The sequence below is a fragment of the Centipeda sp. (in: firmicutes) genome (assembly GCF_057271695.1).
In genome coordinates this window covers 15,108-35,532 of sequence record NZ_DBHIVL010000002.1, presented here as the reverse complement: position 1 = coordinate 35,532, position 20,425 = coordinate 15,108, and the positions used below count along the sequence as shown (strand labels likewise).

Below are 20,425 nucleotides of genomic sequence, written 5' to 3'. Positions count from 1 at the left end.
CCTTTCATATCTCCCACGCTTCGCGCAAAATGCATACAAACTCCTCACGCGATGCCGCACGATTGAATCGCTCGCGCAGCTCCGCACTGCCTTTCAGCCCGCGTGTATACCATGCCGCGTGCTTTCGCATCTCGCGGATGCCAATGTATTCGCCTTTATAGCCGACGAGGAGATCCAGATGCCGCAGGATGATCTGTGCACGCTCCGCGAGGGTCGGCGGGGGCAGTTCCTTCCCCGTGTGCAGCCAGTGAATGAGCTGCGGAAAAATCCACGGATTCCCCTGCGCCCCGCGTCCAATCATCACCGCATCTGCACCTGTGATGTCGAGTGCACGCGCAAGATCGGCGGGACGGCGGATGTCACCGCTCACAATCACGGGAATATTGACGGCACGCTTCACCTCGGCGATCGCCGCATAGTCCGCATTGCCGCTGTAGAACTGCTCACGCGTGCGCCCGTGCACGGCAACGGCATCAACACCGACTGCCTCTGCCATCCGCGCAATCTCCACGGCATTGCGCGAGGTATCGTCCCAGCCAAGCCGCATTTTCACCGTAAACGGCAGCTTCGTTGCGCGGCGAATCGCGGTTAATATCTCCTCCGCCTTTTTCGGCTCGCGCATCAGTGCCGAACCCTCGCCATTCTTCACAACTTTCGGCGCGGGACACCCCATGTTGAAGTCCAGAATGTCCGCCGTCCCGATCTCCTCGATGTAGGCGGCAGCCTCCGCCGCCATCGACGCAGATTTGGCAAAAATCTGCATCGCAATCGGACGCTCGCCCTCCTCCGTGCGGAGCATCTTCATCGTATGTTCGTTGCGGTAGTGAATGCCCTGACTGCTCACCATCTCTGCAAACGCGAGCGGACAGCCCATGTCGTGCGCGATCACGCGGTATGCCGTGTCCGTCACCCCCGCCATCGGTGCGAGAAAGACGGGATCATCGAACGTGAACGCTCCTATTTTCATTGGCTTCACGGCTGGTTTCGCTCATAGAGAACGCGCAGCCCCGTGAGCGTCAGGAAGTGATCGACCTTGTCGATCGTCTGCGATTCCTTTGCTACCATGCGTGCAAAGCCGCCCGTCGCGACCACCTTCATCTCCATTGCAAGCTCCGCCTTGATGCGTCGAACGATCTCGTCGATCTGCCCGACGTAGCCGTAGATGATGCCCGCCTGCATGCCTTGGATCGTACTGCGGCAGACGACCGTCTTCGGCGGTACAAGCTCGATACGCGGCAGCTGCGCCGCACGCTGAAAGAGCGCCTCTGAGCTCGAGCCAAGCCCCGGCGCGATCACACCGCCAAGGAAGTCCCCGTTTTCCGCCACAATGTCGAACGTCGTCGCCGTCCCAATGTCGATGACAATAAGTGGCCCGCCGTATTGCTCATGCGCGCCGATGACGTTCACAATGCGGTCCGCACCAATCGCACGCGGATTTTCATAGTTCAGGCGTATTCCGGTACGTATGCCGGGTCCTACAATCAACGGACGGATGCGGAAATACCGTTCGCACATCTTGCGCAGGGGCACGACGAGCGGCGGCACAACCGACGAGATAATGATCGCCTTGATATCGGACATCTCAATGCCCTGATAACGAAACAATTCATTGAATAAGATGCCGTATTCATCGCCCGTCTTCTGCCGATCCGTCGAGATACGCCAATGCCGCAGAAGTTTTTTCCCCTCGTACGCGCCCATGACGATGTTGCTGTTGCCAATGTCAAGTACTAGTAGCAAGTTCTTTCCTCCGTACTATCTCTTCGGGCGGATGGACACATCCCCCGCCAACACACGCCGCTGCCCCTGCTCCGTATCGATGAGCAGTGCGCCCTCCGCATCGATGTCTGCCGCGACTCCTTCGAACTCCTCGCCCGCAGGCGCAATCACGCGGACGATCTGGCCAAGTGTCACAGCGTATTCCCGCCACGCTGTGAGCACAGAAGCGAAGCCATCGCACTGCACGTCCGCATAGAGCGCATCCAGTGCACGCAGGAGTTCCTGCAAAAAATCCACGCGCGACAGCGGCTCGCCCTTCATCTGCATCAGCGAAGTCGCAACTGAACGCAGCTCCTCGGGGAAATCCTCAGGTGCAATATTCACGTTAATACCGATGCCAATCACAACGTAGTTCACGCGATCCATCTCCGCGCTCATCTCCGTGAGGATACCGACCAGCTTACGCCCATCGTACATGATGTCGTTCGGCCACTTGATCGCCGCACGCAGTCCGAACTCCTCCATCGCACGCGCCACCGCGACCGCCGCCATCAGCGTACATTTCGGGGCGTCCTGCGGCAGGAATGTCGGACGCAGGAGGATGCTCACCCAGATCCCCTTGCCGGGCGGCGAGAAAAACGCACGCTCCATGCGCCCGCGCCCCGTCCCCTGACTGTCGGCGACCACCACCGTCCCGTCCTCCGCTCCCGCACGCGCGAGATCCTTGAGGACAAGATTTGTCGAGTTCACGGCATCATAGCAGATCACCTTTTGCCCGATGAGCCGTGTCGCGAGCCCTCGTGTGATTTCTGTCTCGATCAGACGGTCGGGAGACGAACGCAGCACATAGCCACTGCGCGGCGCACTCGAAATATCATAGCCTGCGTCGCGCAGTGCCGCAATCTTCTTCCACACCGCCGCACGCGTCACGCCGAGCCGCTCCGCCATCTTTTCGCCCGAGATATAGCCGCCCGCCGCACGCAGGAGCTCCAACACATCGCTGCTCATATACACCATCCAATCGAAAAGCCGTTATCTGCCCCATTATAGCGCAGATAACGGCTTCCTGCCACAAAAAAAAGAAAAATACAGAGAATCGCTGATATGTGTGCCTTATTCACGTATTGCACGGAGCAGCCACTGGAATGTGTCCAGATCTTCCGGATTTACATGAACGCTGCGGAGTGAGAGAATTTCTTCACGGAATTGCATCCCTTCTTCAGCAAGGGGCAATGTCTTTGATCGCATCTCATCAATGATAAGATCCGCTCCTTCAAACAGATTGATAATCTCATATTTCGTAAAGAAACGGAGATGTGTGCGGTCAAGCAGACCCATATCCTCATACGTCCAGCGTCCGCAGAGCATTTTGTAAAGATTGCTGATATGTGCCACATTCGGGATGCTTGTAATGATCGATCCTCCGGGGACAAGGAGTTCCCGCATATTCCGCACTACCGTCCATGGTTCCACGAGATGTTCGATCACATCCCCCATGATGATATAGTCGAACCGCTCCGGAATATCCGCAGGGTCAAGATGTTCCACATTCGTCGTAAGAATCTGTGCAAATGGAGCGGCAATCGCCGCAGCGTTCTCGTTCAGCTCCACACCGTAGAGTTGTGCTGTGGGATTTCGACTTCCGATCTCACGCAGCGTCCCACCACACGCACAGCCAATCTCAAGAACGCGCAGCCCCTCACGCGACAGATCCATCAATGGGAAAAGATCCATGCGTATATCGAAAGAATACTTGAGCGAAACTCCCCATTTTGCATGAAAAAGATCCAAGTCCCCCCGCTCCTGTTTTTTACAAACATGGAAATCATTTACGCTCTCATCGTGATGCACATAGACATTGGGCAGTGACGCAATTCCATACCCCGCACGTGTCATGCGAACCGTATAGTCATATGAGGCAAGTACCGGCATCTGATACTGCTCATCCAGAAATCCCGCTTCCTCAGCGACATCCCGACGAACCATCAGTGCAATCATCTCAGCAAGGATCTCCGGGTGTGGCTTTCCCCCACCTGATCGAATCTCATCTGCTACAGCGACAAACTCAGCCCATGACCGGTAATCCTTCGTTGGGAGAAACTGCGCCCACATATGGGTGCGCGGAGCAACGGCAGTCACGGCACCTGCCATGGGATGCTCAATCAGTGCATCCAGCATATCCTCTACGGTATGCCGCGCAAGCAGGATATCTGCATGGAGGAAGAGCAAAACCTCCCCCGCAGAGGAGCGAATGCCCGTATTCACTGCATGAGAAAAGCCCCGATGCGCCGCACTCCGAATCACGCGGACATCATCCCCCGCTGCGGAGACTTCGACGCGCTCATCTGCCGAGGAGCCATCGTCAACGATAATCACCTCATACGGCAGCCGCACAGTCTTCCGTATCGTCGACAGACATTGATTGACCTGCGCGTTCATGTTATATACGGGGATGATAATACTCAGCTTTGCCATATACTTCTCATCTTTCTACAAAATGAAGACCATCGTCCCTATGAGCACTTGATGACTACCACAGCTTCCATGGGGCATTTCCCGTTTCCCAGCGCTGTTCCAGCCGGAGCTTATCCCGCTGTGTATCCATGCACTGCCAAAACCCCGTATGTTTGTAGGCATGAAGGCCACCACGGCGTGCTATCGTCTCAAGCGGTTCCGTCTCAAAGACGCACAAGTCATCATCACGCAGATACTCGAATACCGCCGGCTCTACCACCATAAAGCCGCCGTTGATCCAGCCGCCGTCCTCCTTCGCCTTTTCGACAAAACGGCAGACCTCATTCGTCGAGGATTCGATATCCAGCACACCAAACCTGCCGCCGGGTTGAATTGCTGTCATTGTGACAATCGCCTGTCCCTTTTTCGCCTCATGCGTGGTGATGAGCGCATTCAGATCCACATCGCTCACGCCGTCACCATAGGTCAGCAGAAAGGGCTCATTTCCTATGTATTTCTGAACACGCTTGATACGGCAGCCCGTCTGAGCATGAAGGCCTGTATCGACGAGCGTCACCTTCCACGGCTCCGAGACATTGTTGTGTACCGTCATGTTGTTGCCCTGTGTGAAGTCAAAGGTGACATCCGAAGTGTGCAGGTAGTAGTCGGCAAAATACTCCTTGACCATATAGCCCTTGTAGCCGAGACAGATCACAAATTCATGAAACCCATAATGCGAATAGATCTTCATGATGTGCCAGAGAATCGGCTTCCCTCCGATCTCAATCATGGGCTTCGGGCGGAGCGCGGATTCCTCGCTGATCCGTGTGCCAAGACCACCCGCTAAGATAACAACCTTCATCTGTCTGCTCCCTTCGACATCATGCCCACATAATGATAATGGGTTTCTCCTACATCTCCCTAGGTTTTCGCTCCAACCCCGGTAAAATCCTGCCAACACGCCACAGAACGATAATTTCACTCTTTCGGTAGGGATGCCGCTCCAATCGACAGGCATCTTTTTGCCCAAACTTTGCTCTCAAGACTCCACATAGTCCTTGCAATACGTTCGGCTTACCTCCTTGTACGGACGAAAAATTTTACGCCAATCGGAGGGTCTGTTTTATCCGTGATTCCTATGCTTTATGTATGCAGAGGACAACAACGTCCCCAGAAAAAAACTGTTGCAAATAAACACGATCATTCTCCATTGTCCCAAGAGCAGCACAGATACTCATGACAACACTTTCCTCGTTGGCAAAATGATGTACACCTGTTATATAGCCGACCTGCACTGCCTCTTCGCTAAATTGCTTACGTAGTGCCGGGACAAGGCGCGCTACAGGGTATGTCCGTCGTCCGTCGAGCGGCATGACAGTATCATAGGCAAGATGCGGAATCGAGTTCGGCAAACTCTCCATCGTATGCTCAAGGCTGTTGTAGTTGCGTAGCGAAGCATAGACAAAACCATACGGGCGCAGATACTCATGACAGCTTTGGAAGAATGGGAGGATGCGGCGGATGGGCAGGTTGTTAAGCGGTGCACCAACGATGATGATGTCATAGGGCTCATGCACATCCTCTGCGAGATGATCCAAGGTATCTGTCTGTAAAACATTGTCTGCCATAGAACGTACATCCAACAGATAGCGTGTATCGGTCACAAGAGCATCAATCGCCACCTTTTGCTTCCGTTTGCGAAAATAATTACGAATGGACAGAAGCCCCTCGCCAAACATCGGCTCAATGACGAGAACGCGCACAGGAGAAGAATCTGCCGGCAGTTCCTTCAAGAACGCATCCATAAAGTGCAGATGTCCACGCGACTCCCATGGGTCGACCTTCCACTTTCCGTGGAACACAGGACGCATGGAAACGAGACTCTTATAGTTCCCGCGCTTCGTTCGTACCTCATTCAGTGTCACGCCGCCAAAGTGATGGACAAAGGTATCCTTTGCAAGAATCTGACGAAAGCCCGCGCGGCGGAGGGTTGCTGAGAAATCATCATCCTCGAAATCGCACATGATGTAGCGGTAGTCCGCACGAATCTCTGGCACATCGAAGAGATTCGGCACGACACTCACAAACGGCATCAGAACAGCCCGCTCCTCCCAGAGAAGCGGGTTCGACACATTGTTGCGGGCGGCAAACACCTGCATCTTCGCCATATCTTCGAATGTATTCTCATAGTCCACAGGAATCCCCTGATAGTTGGAAATACACTCTTCGTTGCAGGTCGGCACGACCCAGAAGACATCCTGCTCCGCTGCGTGAACGGCGAGCAGATTCTCAAGCCAGTGCTCTGTCGCAACGGCATCGTTCGAAAAGTAGACGACGTATTCCCCCTCGGCGATGTGGCGTGCAATCCCCCAACCGAGGTGGTTATAGACGTTGTGCTTCAGATTGATCTTCTTCGTGTGCGGGAGGCTGTTAAAATACGCCTCCGTCTCGTCGGACGAGCCGTCATTGATCGTGATGAGCTCAATGTCTCCACGCGAAAAATCCGTATAACGAAAGAGGCTCTCGATCGCACAACGCGAAAACTCCACCTTGTTGTAAGCAGGTACGATGATTGAAACGCGATACTTGAAGTCTGTGCGGCGCGGACGTTTACGCGCCACCTCGAATGTCGCCAGCGTCTCGGTGAGATACGCCTCCTCCCGCTCCGGATGCTGGAGGATATTATATTCGAGATCAAGCTGATAGCGCAGATCGAGAACAAGCGGGCGCACTTCGTAGGAAAAAAGTTGTCGCGCCTCTTCCGGTGTATGCGCGGCGAGCGTTTTGTCTGCCGAATGTGCAGCGTTCAACGCGTAGCGGCGGCATTTCTCGACGAGTGTTCCCTTCTCGCGTGACAGATAGTCAGCAATGCTGTCCATCACCGCACCAAAATCAGAAAGCACCTGCCGCGCCTCATCTGTAAATGTCCCCGCATCCAGTACGGAGCCGACATAGTCAACTGCCGTCTGCGCTGTCTCCATGATCCCCTCATACCACTGCATAGGAACTCCTCTTTGCATCTCTGATCGTCCTGTATGACACAACAAATCTCTTAAGGAATCGCTGATAAAATGAAGTCTGTCAGATTGGCGTAGATTTTTTCGTCCGAACAAGGAGGCAAACCGGATGCATAGCCAAAGCTATGTGGAGGATCGCAGGCACAGTGCGGGCAAAAAAGATGCGCCAAGATGACGGTGCTGAATTTATCAGTGCTTCCTTAATCATATCGTCAAAAGATTGCTGTCCCTAAAGAAAAGGCACTGCCGCATTCTCACTCCTGCGGCAGAGCCTTCGTCTTGTCTCCTATTTATTCCACTGGGTCACGTTGAATTTCGGCTCTGTCGTCGGAACAGGCGCAGGGCGTTCCTCAGCAGCACGCTCCGCCTCCTCGCTCGTCTGCGTGGAGTCGTCAATCACGACATCAACAGGGATCGGCAGAGGCTTTCCTGTATCATCCGACTCGTCATCCTTCGTGTCCTTACCGCTGATCGAGCCTTTCGTCATCAGTTCCTCAAGCTCCGCCGCATTCAGCGTCTCACGCTCAAGGAGGGCTTCGGCAATCCGATCGAGTTTTTCGCGATTCTCCGTGATGAGGACACGGCACGCCTCGTACGCCTCCTCGATGTAGCGGCGCACCTCGCGGTCGATCTCGCCTGCGACCTCCTCGGAGTAGTTGCGGTCACGGTTGAAGTCGCGCCCGAGGAAGACCTGATGATTTTCCTCACCGTAGGCAATGGGGCCGATCGTCTCGCTCATACCGTACTGCATAATCATGCTGCGGATGATCTGTGTCGCCTGCTGAATGTCACTCGATGCGCCCGTGCTGATCTCGCCGAGCACGACCTCCTCCGCGACGCGTCCGCCAAGCGCAACCTTGATGCGGTCAAAGAGCTCGGAACGCGTACGATAGGAGCGATCCTCCTTCGGCAGAGACAGCATGTAGCCGCCCGCACGCCCGCGCGGGATGATCGTGACCTTGTGCACAGGATCGGCATGCTTGAGCAGCAGCCCGACAAGCGTATGCCCCCCCTCGTGATAGGCCGTGAGACGCTTCTCCTCGTCCGTCATGACGTGGGACTTGCGCTCGGGGCCTGCCAGCACACGCTCGATCGCCTCCTCCATCTCCGCCATGAAGATTTTCTTCTTGTTGCGGCGTGCGGCAAGAAGAGCCGCCTCGTTCACAAGGTTGCTGAGATCTGCGCCCGTAAAGCCGGGCGTACGGCGTGCAAGCACGTCCAGATTCGCATCCTCCGCGATGGGCTTTCCCTTCGTATGCACCTTGAGAATCGCCTCGCGTCCCCGCACGTCGGGCTTGTCCACGACAATCTGACGGTCGAAACGGCCGGGGCGCAGGAGCGCAGGATCGAGCACGTCGGGGCGGTTCGTCGCCGCGATAATGATGATCCCTTCGTTTGAAGCGAAGCCATCCATCTCGACGAGCAGCTGGTTGAGCGTCTGCTCGCGCTCGTCGTGTCCGCCGCCGAGCCCGGCCCCGCGCTGGCGTCCGACCGCATCGATCTCATCGATGAAGACAATGCACGGCGCAGACTTCTTCGCCTGTTCAAAGAGGTCGCGCACGCGCGACGCGCCGACACCGACAAACATCTCGACAAAGTCCGATCCGCTGATCGTGAAGAACTGCACGCCCGCCTCACCTGCAACTGCCTTTGCAAGGAGGGTTTTGCCCGTACCCGGAGGACCAAAGAGCAGGACCCCCTTCGGAATCCGCGCTCCGAGTTCGTTGAATTTATCCGGCGTCTTCAGGAATTCGACCACTTCTTCGAGTTCCTGCTTCGCCTCATCCGCGCCCGCAACATCGGCAAACGTCACCTTTTTCTTGTCGCTCACCATCAGGCGTACACGGGATTTTCCGAAGTTCATCATGCGCCCGCCGCCCATCTGGGATTGCTGCATGATAAAGAACCAGAAACCAATGAGGATCGCAATCGGGATGAGTGAGGTCAGCATCGTCTGCCACCACGGCGGCTCGGGCGGATTCTCCGCCGAGATATTGACCCCCTTGTCCGCGAGACGCGCATAGAGTTCCTGATCGCTGTTCGGCGCATCGGGCGCAATGGTCGTGAACTCCGTCCCATCCGTCAGCGTGCCGCGAATGTTGTTCTGGACGAGGACAACCTTATCCACCTCACCCGCCTTCACCTTCGCGTTGAAGTCACTGTAGCTGAGCGCCGTCGCCTGCGGTGGCTGATGGCTGCCCGACATATAGTCGGCGACCGTCCACACGACAAAGAACATAAGCGCATAGAACGCAAGATTTCTAAGGATTGATTGATTCAATTCTTCCCTCCCGTTTATTCGTACACAGAACGCTTAAGCACCCCGATATAGGGCAGGTTCCGATATTTCTCCGCATAGTCCAGTCCGTATCCCACGAGGAACTCATCGGGAATCTCGTACCCAAGATAGTCGATCTCCACAGGTGCAACACGGCGCGAGGGTTTCGACAGGAACGCACAGATCTTGATGCTCTTCGGGTGTCGTCCCATGAGCATCTGCTTCAGATAGTGCATGGTTGTTCCCGAGTCGATGATATCTTCGATAATGATGACGTGCTTGCCCTCGATCGAAAAGTCGAGGTCCTTCAGAATCTTGACCTGTCCGCTTGAGACGGCGGCATCGCCGTAGCTGGAGACGATCATAAAATCAAAAGCGACGGGATGGTCGATGGCGCGGACAAGATCCGTGAAAAAGACCGCGGCCCCCTTGAGTATCCCAACGCAGTAGACCGTCTCGAGAGCATCGCCGTAATCCCGCGCAATCTCCGCACCGAGTTCCTGCACACGCGCACGAATCTCATCAGCGGAAAAGGTGATGCGCTCAATATCCGTGTTCATCATTCGACTGTCGTCTCCTTCACATATACAATACGCAAAATATCCGTACAGGATTCTGTCACAGGCGCAAGCGTACTGCGCCGTCCGCCTGCAATCCAGAAAATCTCCTGTGTATCCGCAAGCGCAAGCAGGGGAATGGCGTCCCGCTCTTCACGCGGAATTTTGTCGTCAATCAGGATGTCCTTGATTTTCTTTCGTCCGATCGGGAGCTGCATAAAATCTCCCGCGCGTCGGGTTCGCAGTACGAGCGGCGGCAGCTGCGCACGATCGGCATAGACAGCTGCATGGTGCTCCATTCGCACGCAATCGTCCGCCGTCATACAGGACAGATGTCGGAACTCAAACTGTATGCCCTGAAAATTTATTATACCATATTCGGCGGTGAAAGAAAGTATAATTTCTTTATTTTGTGCGCTTGCCTGTGCGGGGCGCATCAACGTCAGTACGCCACGGCGCACGGCAGCATACCATCCGCTCTGCATCTCGGCGCGTGCTGCACCCTCGGCAAAGATGAGCGCACGCATCCGCTCCTCGTGGAGATAGGAAAAATCCCGCACCGCGCCTGTCTTCTGTGCCCAGAAGAGACGCAGAACACGCCGCTGCATGGCGGGATGAAGCGTACGCAGAACAGCAAGTAAAAGTCCCTCGGGATGTGCGGCACGCTCAAATTCCGTGCGTGCAAGCGCACTGAGGAAGTCATCCTCCTCGGCGGCAAGCACACTCAGACGCGTGAGTGCATCGCGCACGGCAGGATTGTATGTACGTACAAGCTGCGGCAGGAGCTCATGGCGGATGCGGTTGCGTCGTGCGTCCATCACATCGTTCGTCACATCGTGGCGCGGCATCAGCCCCCGCTCAGCTGCATACTGCTCGATCTGTGCACGCGTGACAGTAAGGAGCGGCCGCAGATGCCGACCGTCCCATTCCCGCATTGCCGCAAGCCCCTGTGTCCCTGTGCCGCGCAGGATACGCAGGAGCACCGTCTCCGCAAGATCATCCGCGTGGTGTGCAAGGACAAGCGCATCACAGCCATGTTCCGTCTGCACGCGATGGAGAAAGTCATAACGGCAGACACGCGCCGCCGTCTCAAGCGAAAGTCTATGTGCACGCGCATAGACGGGTACATCCCCCGCCTCGCAGACAAAGGGAATCACACGCGCGGCACAGAACGCTTCGACGAAACGCGCATCCGAAAGGGAATCCGCACCGCGCATCCCATGCTCGTAGTGTGCGCAGACGAGCTCTGCTCCACCCGCCGCCCGCAGGATATCCAGGGCATCCAGAAGGGCAAGCGAATCCGTCCCGCCGGAACAGGCAACAAGGAGTGTACGCGCGGGGCGAAAAAAATCATGCGCACGCAGAACGCGTTCCACAAGTTTCTGCACAATCATCTCCATGAAAAAGGGCACTCCGAACGGAGTGCCCTTTGTTATCCTCATATGGACAGGTGCGCTGCGCGCACAGTCACTTTGGCATCAGCACATCCCTGTTTCAGCCACGGCGCGAGCCGCGTCCGCCGCGCTTGGAATCCGTCTTGCGGCGCAGATCGGTCAGCCGCTCATCGCTGTCCTTCAGGAAGCGCGACAGCTTGTCCTCGAAGGAAGGAGAGCCCATCTGCCGCGAAGCAGCTGTGCGGCGCAGGTCGCGCGGGGGGCGCGGCGGACGTGCAGGAGCGGCAGCCGCCTGTGCCGATACTGCCGGCTTATCCTGAAGAGCCTTGATCGAAAGTCCGATCTTTCCACGGTCATCCACGGTCAGCACCTTGACCTTGACCGTATCCCGCTCACGCAGGAAATCGTGCACATCGTTCACATAGACATCGGCAACCTCTGAGATGTGAATCAGTCCCGTCTTTCCCTCGGGGAGTTCGACAAAAGCGCCAAAATTGGTGATGCCCGTTACGACGCCCTCTACTACACTGCCAACTTCGATGGCCAATACAATTCTTCCCTTCAACTACAAACCGACGGGGTTGCCCCCAGTATCATTACCCGCTCATTATACAGGGGAGATGTACGCTATGTCAAGGAGTTCTCAGTTGCTGTTTGCACGCTTTCCGGGCGCATACGGAAGCTCGCCCGCCCCCGTCATCCCCAGCTCCTCGCGTGCCAGCTTCTCGATGTAGGGCAGCTCGCCCAGCCGCTCCTTCTCCTTTCGCAGTCGATCATTCTCCGCCTGTGCCGCCGCGAGCCGATCCGACGCGAGTCGCTGATCCTCATGCACGTGGGAGAGATAGAGCCCCTGCGATACGATCATCGATCCGAAATACCCCAGAATGAGCAGAACCGTGATGACAAACCAACGCGGCCTCCTAGCGTTCCTTCTCTGTGCCATACGCGACGCCTCTCTTCCTTGTCAGGATCTCTGTCAGACGTTCCGCCACATGCTTCGCCGCATCCGGGCGTGCGCAGTCATGTGCGGCCCTGCGCATTTCCGGAATGCGGTGTGCGAGGATTTCCTCCACCGCAGCTGCCATGTCCTCTCCGGGGTGCAGCCACACGGCAGCCCCGCGCCGCGTTGCATAGACGGCATTCTCCGTCTCAGGTCCCGGGATGGGGTCATGCAGGAGGAGCGGCAGTCCTGCCGCAAATGCCTCACTGATCGTCAGTCCCCCCGGCTTCGTGATGAGGAGATCCGCCGCGCACATCAGCGCGGGGATCTCATCGGTGTAGGCAAAGACGTGGATCTCGTGGTGCGATGTATGCGCTACCGTGCGTGCGTGTTCCTCAAGTACGGCATTGCGCCCGGCGACAACAAGGATGGCAAGTCGCCGCTCGACCTGTTCAAGAGTCGCGAGCGTCCGATCCATCCCCCCAAGCCCCAGACCTCCGCCCATGAGAAGGAGTGTCGGCAGATCCTCGGTCACCCCCGCACGCTCCTGCGCTGCACGACGCTCCAACCCATAGTCCGCGTGCGCGATCGGTATGCCCGTCGCGTGCACCATACGCGCATCAAAACCGCGTGCTGCCATTCCCTCCGCCATCGCCTCCGTCGCAACAAAGTAGACATCCACGCCGGGGACGAGCCAGATGGCATGCAGGGCATAGTCCGTCAGAAGCGCGGCAAGCGCAAAGCCCGCGCCGTGCCGCGTACGCCAGAGTGCCGCTGCCCCCTCGGGGAACGGATGCGTTGCTATGACGAGGTCAGGGGTATAGGCCCTGATAATCCGTCCCACCGTACGCACCATCACCTGTGCGAAGGCATTGCGGACGATGCCGCCGCCCGTCTTCCTGCCCGCAATGCGAAAAAACACGTCGTAGAGATCAGGAACAAAGCGCAGCATCAGGAGATAGATCCGCTTCATCAGATAGTGAATGACAGAGACTTCACGCGCCATAAAGTCCACCACATCCACCTGCATCAGCGCTGCCGCAGGATGCTCCGCAAGTGCTGCGCGGATCGCCTCTGCCGCACGCGTGTGTCCGGAGCCGATGGATGCCGTCAGGATGAGAATACGGACGCGCTCCATACTCCACCTCCTCACACAGTTATGCCTATTTTATCACAATTTCAACCGATGGACAAAAGTTTTTTACGCCATCAGTCCGCCGTCGACACAGTAGATGCTCCCCGTCACCCACGAAGCCGCAGATGAGGCGAGAAACGCGATGACCGCAGCAATTTCCTCGGGGCTGCCGATGCGCCCCATGGGATAGTGCGCCGCCATTTCTCTCAGCTGCTCCTCGCGCGGCAGATGTGGTGAGAACTGCCCCTCCGTCAGCGGCGTCAGCACATCCGCAGGTGCAACGGCGTTGACGCGCACATGATCGCACGCGAGCTCCAACGCAAGCGAACGGGTGAAGGCAATGACCGCCCCCTTCGTCGCCGCATACGCCGCACAGAAATAATTGCCATGCAGCCCTGCATCCGAAGCAACACTCACAATATTGCCGTGCGTCTCCCGCAGATGGGGCAATGCCGCCTGCGTCAGATAAAAGCTCCCCTTGACGTTCGTTGCAAGCAGATCCTCGAGAGCATCCTCCCTAAGATCATCGAGTGCCCCCTCCGCATAGATTCCGGCAGAGTTGATGAGCACATCGAGCGTACCAAACGCACGGATTGTCTCCTCCACCGACCGTGCACAATCCGCACGTCTGCGCACATCAGCGGACACAAAGAGAGCACGCTGCCCCGCCGAAAGTACGGCGAGCGCGTCGTGTCCGCGTGCCTCCTCACGCCCGATAAGAACGACGCATGCCCCCCCCGCAAGGAAGAGTTTTGCACAGGCAAGGCCAATCCCCGAAGTTCCGCCCGAGATCAGTGCCGTTTTTCCGGCAAAGGCATCGGCAGCGAAAATACTCTTTTCCATATCCATCGTACCAACAGACAAAAAACCGGACTCCTCATGGAAGTCCGGTCTCATGTGCAAGAGAAAACTCAGTTCACAGAATCCTTCAGAGCCTTGCCAGCCTTGAACACAGGCGACTTCGACGCCGGGATATCAATCTCCTCGCCCGACTGCGGGTTGCGACCCTTACGAGCCTTACGCCCCTTCACCTCGAATGTTCCGAAACCGATCAGCTGAATCTTGTCGCCCTCGGAAAGTGCATTCTTGACCGTCTCGAAAACGGCATTGACCGCCTTCTCTGCGTCCTTCTTTGTCAGACCTGCCTGCTCTGCTACGTTTGCGACCAATTCCTGCTTGTTCAAAGTAGCATCCTCCTTTAGATATTTTCCATTTACTTGACGACCACGGGGGTCGCACTTTCATGAGAGAATTTAACAGAATTACCTAGAAAAATCAAGCCCAAAAACAAAAAAAGCTCTTTTTTTCCCTAAAAACCTGCGATTTTTTACCCATTTTCCCAAAAAGCGGGCGTGTACGGGATGAAAAGTGTGGTCAAATGATCGATGTCTTCCTGCCAATCAAGCTCAAAGAGAGGAATCCGTGTGACCCGTTCATCGGGCAGCCCCAGATGATGCAGATAGATGACCTCCTGTGCGTCGGGGAAATGCTCCATGAGAAGGATTTTACGATCCGAGGCAAGCTCGCGTGAGTAGAGCTGTGTGATGATGAGATCCTGTGTGGGCGGAGCCGCAACTGCGTCCTCATCCATTGCATCAATGATGGAAACTCCGTTCACGGGGTCGATGCCAAGTGCCGCAAAAAGCGGCTCCAAAAAGCTCATCGCGGGCAGAATCTCGAGCGACATCCCCTCCTCCATCGCGCGTTCGCGCAGCAGCTGAACCGTACGCTCGGCAACAAAGGGACTGCCCGGAACGAGATAGAGTACATCGCTCTTCGCGGCACGCGCAAAGAGATCGTCCGTAATCGCTTCATAGAGCTCGTCGAAATCGTCCGCACGCTCGTAAAAATCGTCGTAGGTCTCGTAGGAAATCCCCGCCGCATCCAATGCCTCCACCGTCGGATGAATGCGCGTGCGCAGGAGAATCTGCTCTGCCGCCTCAATGCGCGCCCATGTGCCGCGCGTCATCAGCTCCGCACCGGCGGGACCAAGGCCCGCCACCGTCAATTGATATGCCATGTCTCACTCTCCACTTGCCATCTTCACAATCTGCAGTGCTGTATCCAAGATCTCCCTGCGCTCCTTCGGCTGAAGGCGGATGCGGTAACCGTCGCCCTCGGGCAGAGACCCGACACGACGCCCGAATGCACGGTCAAGCCGCATAAGTACCGGCAGAGGCAGTTTCTCGCCCTCCCCCAGTGTGATATCCAGAGCATCTCCCTTCGCCGCAATGCTGCGTGCGCCGAAACTGCGTGCACCGTTCTTGATACGCGCGATGTCGAGGAGTGCGAGCACGGGCTTCGTCGGTTCGCCGAAGCGGTCGATCAGCTCGTCGAGCAGTATCTCCAAATCCTCGTTTGTGCGCACTGCGGCGATCTTTTGATAGATCTCGATCTTGTGCATCGCATCGTCGATGTATCCGCCGTCGAGATATGCCTCCACAGGCAGGTCGATGACCGTCTCCACAGGCGGCGGCGCAGGTGCCTCGCCCTTTTTGCGTGCGACCGCCTCCTCGAGCAGTTTCACATACATCTCGAAGCCGACGCCTGCAATATGTCCGTGCTGCTGCGCACCAAGGAGGCTGCCCGCCCCGCGGATCTCAAGGTCTCGCATCGCAATCTTGAAGCCCGAGCCGAGACGCGCGAACTCCTTCATCGCCTGCAGACGCTTCTCCGCCGTCTCACTGAGCACCTTGTCACGCCGATAGGTGAAGTAAGCGAATGCCATCTTTGCCGAACGTCCGACGCGCCCGCGCATCTGATAGAGCTGCGAGAGACCGAAGCGGTCGGCATCGTAAATGATGATGGTATTTGCATTTGCGACATCGATGCCGTTCTCGATGATGCTCGTCGCGAGCAGGATGTCATAATGCCCCTCATAGAAGTCCATCATGACCTGCTCAAGGATGTCCTCATTCATCTGCCCGTGTGCCGAGGCAATGCGCGCCTCGGGCACGAGACGCAGCAGATGCTCGCGCATACGGTCGATGCTCTCCACGCGGTTGTAGATAAAGTAGATCTGTCCTCCGCGCGCCAGTTCGCGTTCGATCGCGCCGCGCATCATTGCATCGCTGCTCTCCACGACGTAGGACTGCACGGGCAGACGATCAGCGGGCGGCGTTTCGATGATGCTCATATCGCGTGCCCCCGCAAGCGACATATGCAGCGTACGCGGGATGGGTGTCGCCGAGAGGGTCAGCACATCGACCCCCGCTGCAAACTCCTTGATCTTCTCCTTCTGCGTGACGCCAAACCGCTGCTCCTCGTCCACAATCAAGAGACCGAGATTCTGAAAGCGTACGCGCTTGCGGTTCAGAATCGCATGCGTGCCGATGAGGATATCCACACGTCCGCGCGCCACCTCGTGCAGCGTCGCCGCCTGTTCACGCACAGAGCGGAAACGGCAGACCACATCCACCTTCGGCGCAAAATCCGCAAAGCGCGCGGCAAACGTCTGATAGTGCTGCTGCGCGAGAACCGTTGTGGGTACGAGCACCGCCACCTGAAAGCCGTCCATTGCCGCCTTGAATGCGGCGCGCACGGCAACCTCAGTTTTGCCGAAGCCCACATCGCCGCAGAGGAGGCGATCCATCGGCTTCGTCTGCTCCATGTCACGCTTGATCTCCGCAATGGCACGCAGCTGATCCTCCGTCTCCTCGTAGGGAAACGCCTCCTCGAACTCACGCTGCATGGCATCGTCGGGCGTAAAGGCATGCCCCTGTGCCATCTGACGCGCAGCATAGAGTTCGAGCAGATGGTCGGCAATGTCCTCCACGGACTTCTGCGCCTTGGCTCGTGCGCGTGCCCAGTCCGCCGTCCCCATGCGGTGCAGGCGCGGCGCAGTTCCCTCCGACCCGATGTATTTCTGCAGCAGCCCGACCTGATCCGTCGGCACAAAGAGCTTGTCGTCCCCGCCGTACAAAATCCGCAGATAGTCGCGGTGAACACCCGCGACCTCGAGCGTCTCCACGCCGAGATATTTCCCGATGCCATGCGAGGCATGGACGACGTAGTCGCCGGGTGCGATCTCGCGAAAGTGGCGAATGCGCTCCCCCGCCGATGCTGTACGGCGCAGCTTTGCCTTGTGCCGTCCAAAGATATCCTGCTCCGTGAGCACGGCGATCCGCGCCGCACTCAGCTCAAAGCCCGCGCGCGTACTGCCCGAGGCAACGGCGACAGCACCGTCCTGGGTGTCTCCCTCCCTGCGTACGAGGACGGTGGGGAGCTTCCATCCCATCAGCATATCGCGGATGAGATTCGCCCGCTCCACCCCGCCCGCGAGCACGAGCACCTGCATTCCATCCGACAGATAGCGGCGCAGCTCACTCTCAAGAAGGTGGAACTGCCGCCCGAATGCCGTCATGGGAATCATTTGAAAGGCAATGAGGGCGGTAGGCGTACACGCAGGAAAGGAGCGGCTCATCAGTGCGGCAAAGACCTCGTGGCCCGTCATGCCCGCCGCAACGAGCTCCTCCCACGAGAACAGACGTGCCGCCCGCCCCTCATCCTCCTGCACCGCATCCGAAAGCGCAGAGATGAGGCGCGACGGTTCATCAAACACCGTCACCCCCTCGGCACCAAGGTACGACAAAAAGCACGCCTCCCCCTCGTCATCCGCTGCACGCAGCGGCATGACGGAAGCCGTGCCAATATTCTTGATGGATCGTTTCGTCAGGGGATCATACTCGCGCATGGAGTCGATCTCCGTATCAAAGAGTTCTACGCGAATGGGTGAGAGCGCATTGATCGGAAAGATATCAACGATGCCGCCGCGTACGCTGAACTGCCCAACGTGCTCCACCTCGGGCGCATGCTCGTAGCCGAGTGCCGACAATCGCTCGATCAGCACCTCGCGTGGCAGCTGTTCCCCAAGCCGCAGGGAGAGTGCCGCACGCGAAAACTCCGCCGTGCTCAGCCCCTTTTGCACGGCCGCCCCGATCTCCGCAAGCACGATGATCGGCTCGCGGCGCAGGAGACGTGCGAGGATGTTCATGCGCTGCGCCGAGCGTTCCAGCCCCTTTGCCGCTCCCGGTGCAGCGAAGTCCATGCGATCCAGTTCGGGCAGCTCATAGATATCCGCCTCGGGCAGCAGTGCCGTCAGATCCTCCTGCCACGCGCGCAACGCCTCGCGCCCGCTCGTAACAATGGCGAGCGGGCGCGGATTGCTGTCATAGGCGGCTGCAACGGCGGCGTGCTTCATCGAGCCGGCAAACCCGTATGCGAGGGTCTGCTGCGGAGCAGCGGTCAGTGTCTCCACGAGCTGCCCGACCGCACGATCCGCGCGCAGGATAGAAAAGAGTGCGTTCATTTGGGAGCTGCGGCAAGTGCCGCGCGTACAAAGCCCGCAAAGAGCGGGTGGGGGTGGTTCGGGCGTGACTTCAGCTCCGGATGGAACTGCGAAGCAACAAACCATGGATGATCCACGATCTCGACAACCTCCACGAGGCGATTGTCCGGGCTTGTCCCCGCAATGACCATCCCCTTCTCCTCAAGCTGTGCGCGGAATGCGTTGTTGAACTCAAAGCGGTGACGGTGACGCTCACTGATCTCCCCCTCACCATACTCCTCACGCGAACGAGAACCGTCTGCGAGGACGCAGGGATAGGCACCGAGGCGCATCGTTCCGCCCTTCTCCTCGACATCCTGCTGATCCTCCATCAGCGCGATGACAGGGTGCGGTGTCTCCGGCGCGAACTCCGTGCTGTGCGCATTTGTGAGTCCTGCGACATGGCGCGCAAACTCGATAACGGCGCACTGCATTCCAAGGCAGAGCCCGAGGAACGGAATCTGATGCTCGCGCACGTATTGGATGGCGCGGATCTTCCCCTCGACGCCACGGTCGCCGAATCCGCCGGGCACGAGAATGCCCTTGCACCCGACAAAGAGCTCGTCGAGATCCACGTTCGGGTTCTCAAGCTCCTCCGCATTGACCCATGCAATTTTGACCTGCGCATCGTTCTCGATACCGCCGTGGTGCAGAGCCTCCGTCACCGACATATAGGCATCGGGGAGGGCGACGTATTTACCAACGACGGCGATCTTCACCTTCTTCGCGGGATGATTGATCTTAAAGACCATCTTCTCCCACGCCTCCATGTTGGACGGATCGAAGGTCATTGCCATCTTCTCAAGCACAATGCGGTCGAGCCCCTCCTGCTGCATCATCAGGGGGACTTCGTAGATCGTCGATGCCGTGCGGTTCTCGATGACCGCATCCGCATCCACATCGCAGAACAGCGCAATCTTCTCCTTCATGTCGCGCGGAATCGGCTGCTCCGTACGACAAACAAGGATGTCCGGCTGAATGCCGATGGCACGCAGCTCCTTGACGCTGTGCTGCGTCGGCTTCGTCTTGAGTTCGCCCGCCGCACTGATATAGGGGAGCAGCGTCACATGGATGTAGAGCGCATCGTTCTTGCCGACTTCCTTCTTGACCTGACGGATCGCCTCCAGGAACGGCAGGCTCTCGATATCGCCCACCGTACCGCCGATCTCCGTGATGACGACATCGGCGTTGTCCGCCTTTGCCACATCGTAGACGCGCTGCTTGATCTCGTTCGTGATGTGCGGAATCACCTGCACCGTCGAGCCGAGATAGTCGCCGTGACGCTCCTTGTTGAGCACCGACCAGTAGACCTTGCCGCTCGTGATGTTTGACCGCTTCGTGAGATTGATGTCGATGAAACGCTCATAGTGCCCGAGGTCGAGATCCGTCTCCGCACCATCGTCGGTGACAAACACCTCGCCGTGCTGGTAGGGGCTCATCGTGCCCGGGTCGATGTTGATGTAGGGATCAAATTTCTGGATCGTGACCTTCAGCCCGCGATTCTTGAGCAGACGACCGAGCGATGCCGCCGTAATGCCCTTTCCGAGCGATGAGACCACGCCGCCCGTGACGAAAATATACTTTGCCATGCCGTTCCTCCGCACG

The 20,425-nt window shown here is 57.5% G+C and carries 17 protein-coding genes; all 17 read right to left on the bottom strand.

Going from position 1 to position 20,425, the window contains the following annotated elements; translation table 11 throughout:
• Positions 1 to 4: 4 nt before the first annotated feature.
• The 17 genes from dusB to pyrG all read right to left on the bottom strand — a co-directional run bounded on the left by dusB (position 5) and on the right by pyrG (position 20,409).
• Positions 5 to 967: a tRNA dihydrouridine synthase DusB gene (gene dusB / locus ACO6BQ_RS00670; RefSeq protein ID WP_489118797.1), complete on the bottom strand. Its 963-nt coding sequence runs from the start codon at positions 965 to 967 to the stop codon at positions 5 to 7.
• A 5-nt stretch (positions 968 to 972) separates the two neighbouring features.
• On the bottom strand, positions 973 to 1,740 hold the full coding sequence (locus ACO6BQ_RS00665; protein WP_489118672.1) for a type III pantothenate kinase: 768 nt from the start codon (positions 1,738 to 1,740) through the stop codon (positions 973 to 975).
• Between the two features lie 15 nt (positions 1,741 to 1,755).
• On the bottom strand, positions 1,756 to 2,727 hold the full coding sequence (locus ACO6BQ_RS00660; protein ID WP_489118670.1) for a biotin--[acetyl-CoA-carboxylase] ligase: 972 nt from the start codon (positions 2,725 to 2,727) through the stop codon (positions 1,756 to 1,758).
• 105 nt (positions 2,728 to 2,832) lie between these two features.
• Complete coding sequence (locus tag ACO6BQ_RS00655) at positions 2,833 to 4,194, bottom strand: glycosyltransferase (protein WP_489118668.1); 1,362 nt, start codon at positions 4,192 to 4,194, stop codon at positions 2,833 to 2,835.
• Positions 4,195 to 4,249: 55 nt separating this feature from the next.
• Complete coding sequence (rfbF, locus tag ACO6BQ_RS00650) at positions 4,250 to 5,035, bottom strand: glucose-1-phosphate cytidylyltransferase (RefSeq protein WP_489118666.1); 786 nt, start codon at positions 5,033 to 5,035, stop codon at positions 4,250 to 4,252.
• 274 nt (positions 5,036 to 5,309) lie between these two features.
• Entirely contained in the window at positions 5,310 to 7,175 is a 1,866-nt protein-coding gene (locus ACO6BQ_RS00645; RefSeq protein ID WP_489118664.1) for a glycosyltransferase family 2 protein, read from the bottom strand.
• A gap of 301 nt (positions 7,176 to 7,476) precedes the next feature.
• Positions 7,477 to 9,471, bottom strand: coding sequence for an ATP-dependent zinc metalloprotease FtsH (gene ftsH / locus ACO6BQ_RS00640; protein WP_489118662.1), 1,995 nt, complete (start codon positions 9,469 to 9,471; stop codon positions 7,477 to 7,479).
• Between the two features lie 14 nt (positions 9,472 to 9,485).
• Positions 9,486 to 10,031 (bottom strand): hypoxanthine phosphoribosyltransferase, encoded by a 546-nt coding sequence (gene hpt, locus ACO6BQ_RS00635; RefSeq protein WP_489118660.1) that lies wholly within the window; start codon positions 10,029 to 10,031, stop codon positions 9,486 to 9,488.
• Complete coding sequence (gene tilS / locus ACO6BQ_RS00630) at positions 10,028 to 11,425, bottom strand: tRNA lysidine(34) synthetase TilS (protein ID WP_489118658.1); 1,398 nt, start codon at positions 11,423 to 11,425, stop codon at positions 10,028 to 10,030. Before tilS ends, hpt begins: the two co-directional genes overlap by 4 nt.
• Positions 11,426 to 11,519: 94 nt before the next feature.
• A complete protein-coding gene (locus ACO6BQ_RS00625; protein ID WP_489118656.1) occupies positions 11,520 to 11,966 on the bottom strand; it encodes a S1 domain-containing RNA-binding protein in 447 nt (148 codons plus the stop codon).
• Positions 11,967 to 12,062: 96 nt separating this feature from the next.
• Positions 12,063 to 12,362, bottom strand: a complete 300-nt coding sequence (locus ACO6BQ_RS00620; RefSeq protein WP_489118654.1) for an FtsB family cell division protein — start codon at positions 12,360 to 12,362, stop codon at positions 12,063 to 12,065.
• Positions 12,340 to 13,497 carry an MGDG synthase family glycosyltransferase gene (locus ACO6BQ_RS00615; protein WP_489118652.1) on the bottom strand — a complete coding sequence of 386 codons (1,158 nt, stop codon included), beginning with the start codon at positions 13,495 to 13,497 and terminating at the stop codon, positions 12,340 to 12,342. Before ACO6BQ_RS00615 ends, ACO6BQ_RS00620 begins: the two co-directional genes overlap by 23 nt.
• Before the next feature lie 63 nt (positions 13,498 to 13,560).
• Entirely contained in the window at positions 13,561 to 14,337 is a 777-nt protein-coding gene (locus ACO6BQ_RS00610; RefSeq protein WP_489118795.1) for an SDR family NAD(P)-dependent oxidoreductase, read from the bottom strand.
• Between the two features lie 68 nt (positions 14,338 to 14,405).
• Complete coding sequence (locus tag ACO6BQ_RS00605; protein WP_489118650.1) at positions 14,406 to 14,678, bottom strand: HU family DNA-binding protein; 273 nt, start codon at positions 14,676 to 14,678, stop codon at positions 14,406 to 14,408.
• Between the two features lie 143 nt (positions 14,679 to 14,821).
• Positions 14,822 to 15,514 carry an SAM-dependent methyltransferase gene (locus ACO6BQ_RS00600; protein WP_489118648.1) on the bottom strand — a complete coding sequence of 231 codons (693 nt, stop codon included), beginning with the start codon at positions 15,512 to 15,514 and terminating at the stop codon, positions 14,822 to 14,824.
• Positions 15,515 to 15,517: 3 nt separating this feature from the next.
• A complete protein-coding gene (mfd, locus tag ACO6BQ_RS00595; protein WP_489118646.1) occupies positions 15,518 to 18,802 on the bottom strand; it encodes a transcription-repair coupling factor in 3,285 nt (1,094 codons plus the stop codon).
• On the bottom strand, positions 18,799 to 20,409 hold the full coding sequence (pyrG, locus tag ACO6BQ_RS00590) for a CTP synthase (protein ID WP_489118644.1): 1,611 nt from the start codon (positions 20,407 to 20,409) through the stop codon (positions 18,799 to 18,801). Before pyrG ends, mfd begins: the two co-directional genes overlap by 4 nt.
• Positions 20,410 to 20,425: the final 16 nt, after the last annotated feature.

What these genes read in the sequence shown, in the direction of transcription:
- dusB (WP_489118797.1), bottom strand. Translation starts at nt 967, where the DNA reads ATGAAAATAGGAGCGTTCACGTTCGATGATCCCGTCTTTCTCGCACCG.
- ACO6BQ_RS00660 (WP_489118670.1), bottom strand. Translation starts at nt 2,727, where the DNA reads ATGAGCAGCGATGTGTTGGAGCTCCTGCGTGCGGCGGGCGGCTATATC.
- ACO6BQ_RS00655 (WP_489118668.1), bottom strand. Translation starts at nt 4,194, where the DNA reads ATGGCAAAGCTGAGTATTATCATCCCCGTATATAACATGAACGCGCAG.
- rfbF (WP_489118666.1), bottom strand. Translation starts at nt 5,035, where the DNA reads ATGAAGGTTGTTATCTTAGCGGGTGGTCTTGGCACACGGATCAGCGAG.
- ACO6BQ_RS00645 (WP_489118664.1), bottom strand. Translation starts at nt 7,175, where the DNA reads ATGCAGTGGTATGAGGGGATCATGGAGACAGCGCAGACGGCAGTTGAC.
- hpt (WP_489118660.1), bottom strand. Translation starts at nt 10,031, where the DNA reads ATGATGAACACGGATATTGAGCGCATCACCTTTTCCGCTGATGAGATT.
- tilS (WP_489118658.1), bottom strand. Translation starts at nt 11,425, where the DNA reads ATGGAGATGATTGTGCAGAAACTTGTGGAACGCGTTCTGCGTGCGCAT.
- ACO6BQ_RS00620 (WP_489118654.1), bottom strand. Translation starts at nt 12,362, where the DNA reads ATGGCACAGAGAAGGAACGCTAGGAGGCCGCGTTGGTTTGTCATCACG.
- ACO6BQ_RS00615 (WP_489118652.1), bottom strand. Translation starts at nt 13,497, where the DNA reads ATGGAGCGCGTCCGTATTCTCATCCTGACGGCATCCATCGGCTCCGGA.
- ACO6BQ_RS00610 (WP_489118795.1), bottom strand. Translation starts at nt 14,337, where the DNA reads ATGGAAAAGAGTATTTTCGCTGCCGATGCCTTTGCCGGAAAAACGGCA.
- ACO6BQ_RS00600 (WP_489118648.1), bottom strand. Translation starts at nt 15,514, where the DNA reads ATGGCATATCAATTGACGGTGGCGGGCCTTGGTCCCGCCGGTGCGGAG.
- mfd (WP_489118646.1), bottom strand. Translation starts at nt 18,802, where the DNA reads ATGAACGCACTCTTTTCTATCCTGCGCGCGGATCGTGCGGTCGGGCAG.
- pyrG (WP_489118644.1), bottom strand. Translation starts at nt 20,409, where the DNA reads ATGGCAAAGTATATTTTCGTCACGGGCGGCGTGGTCTCATCGCTCGGA.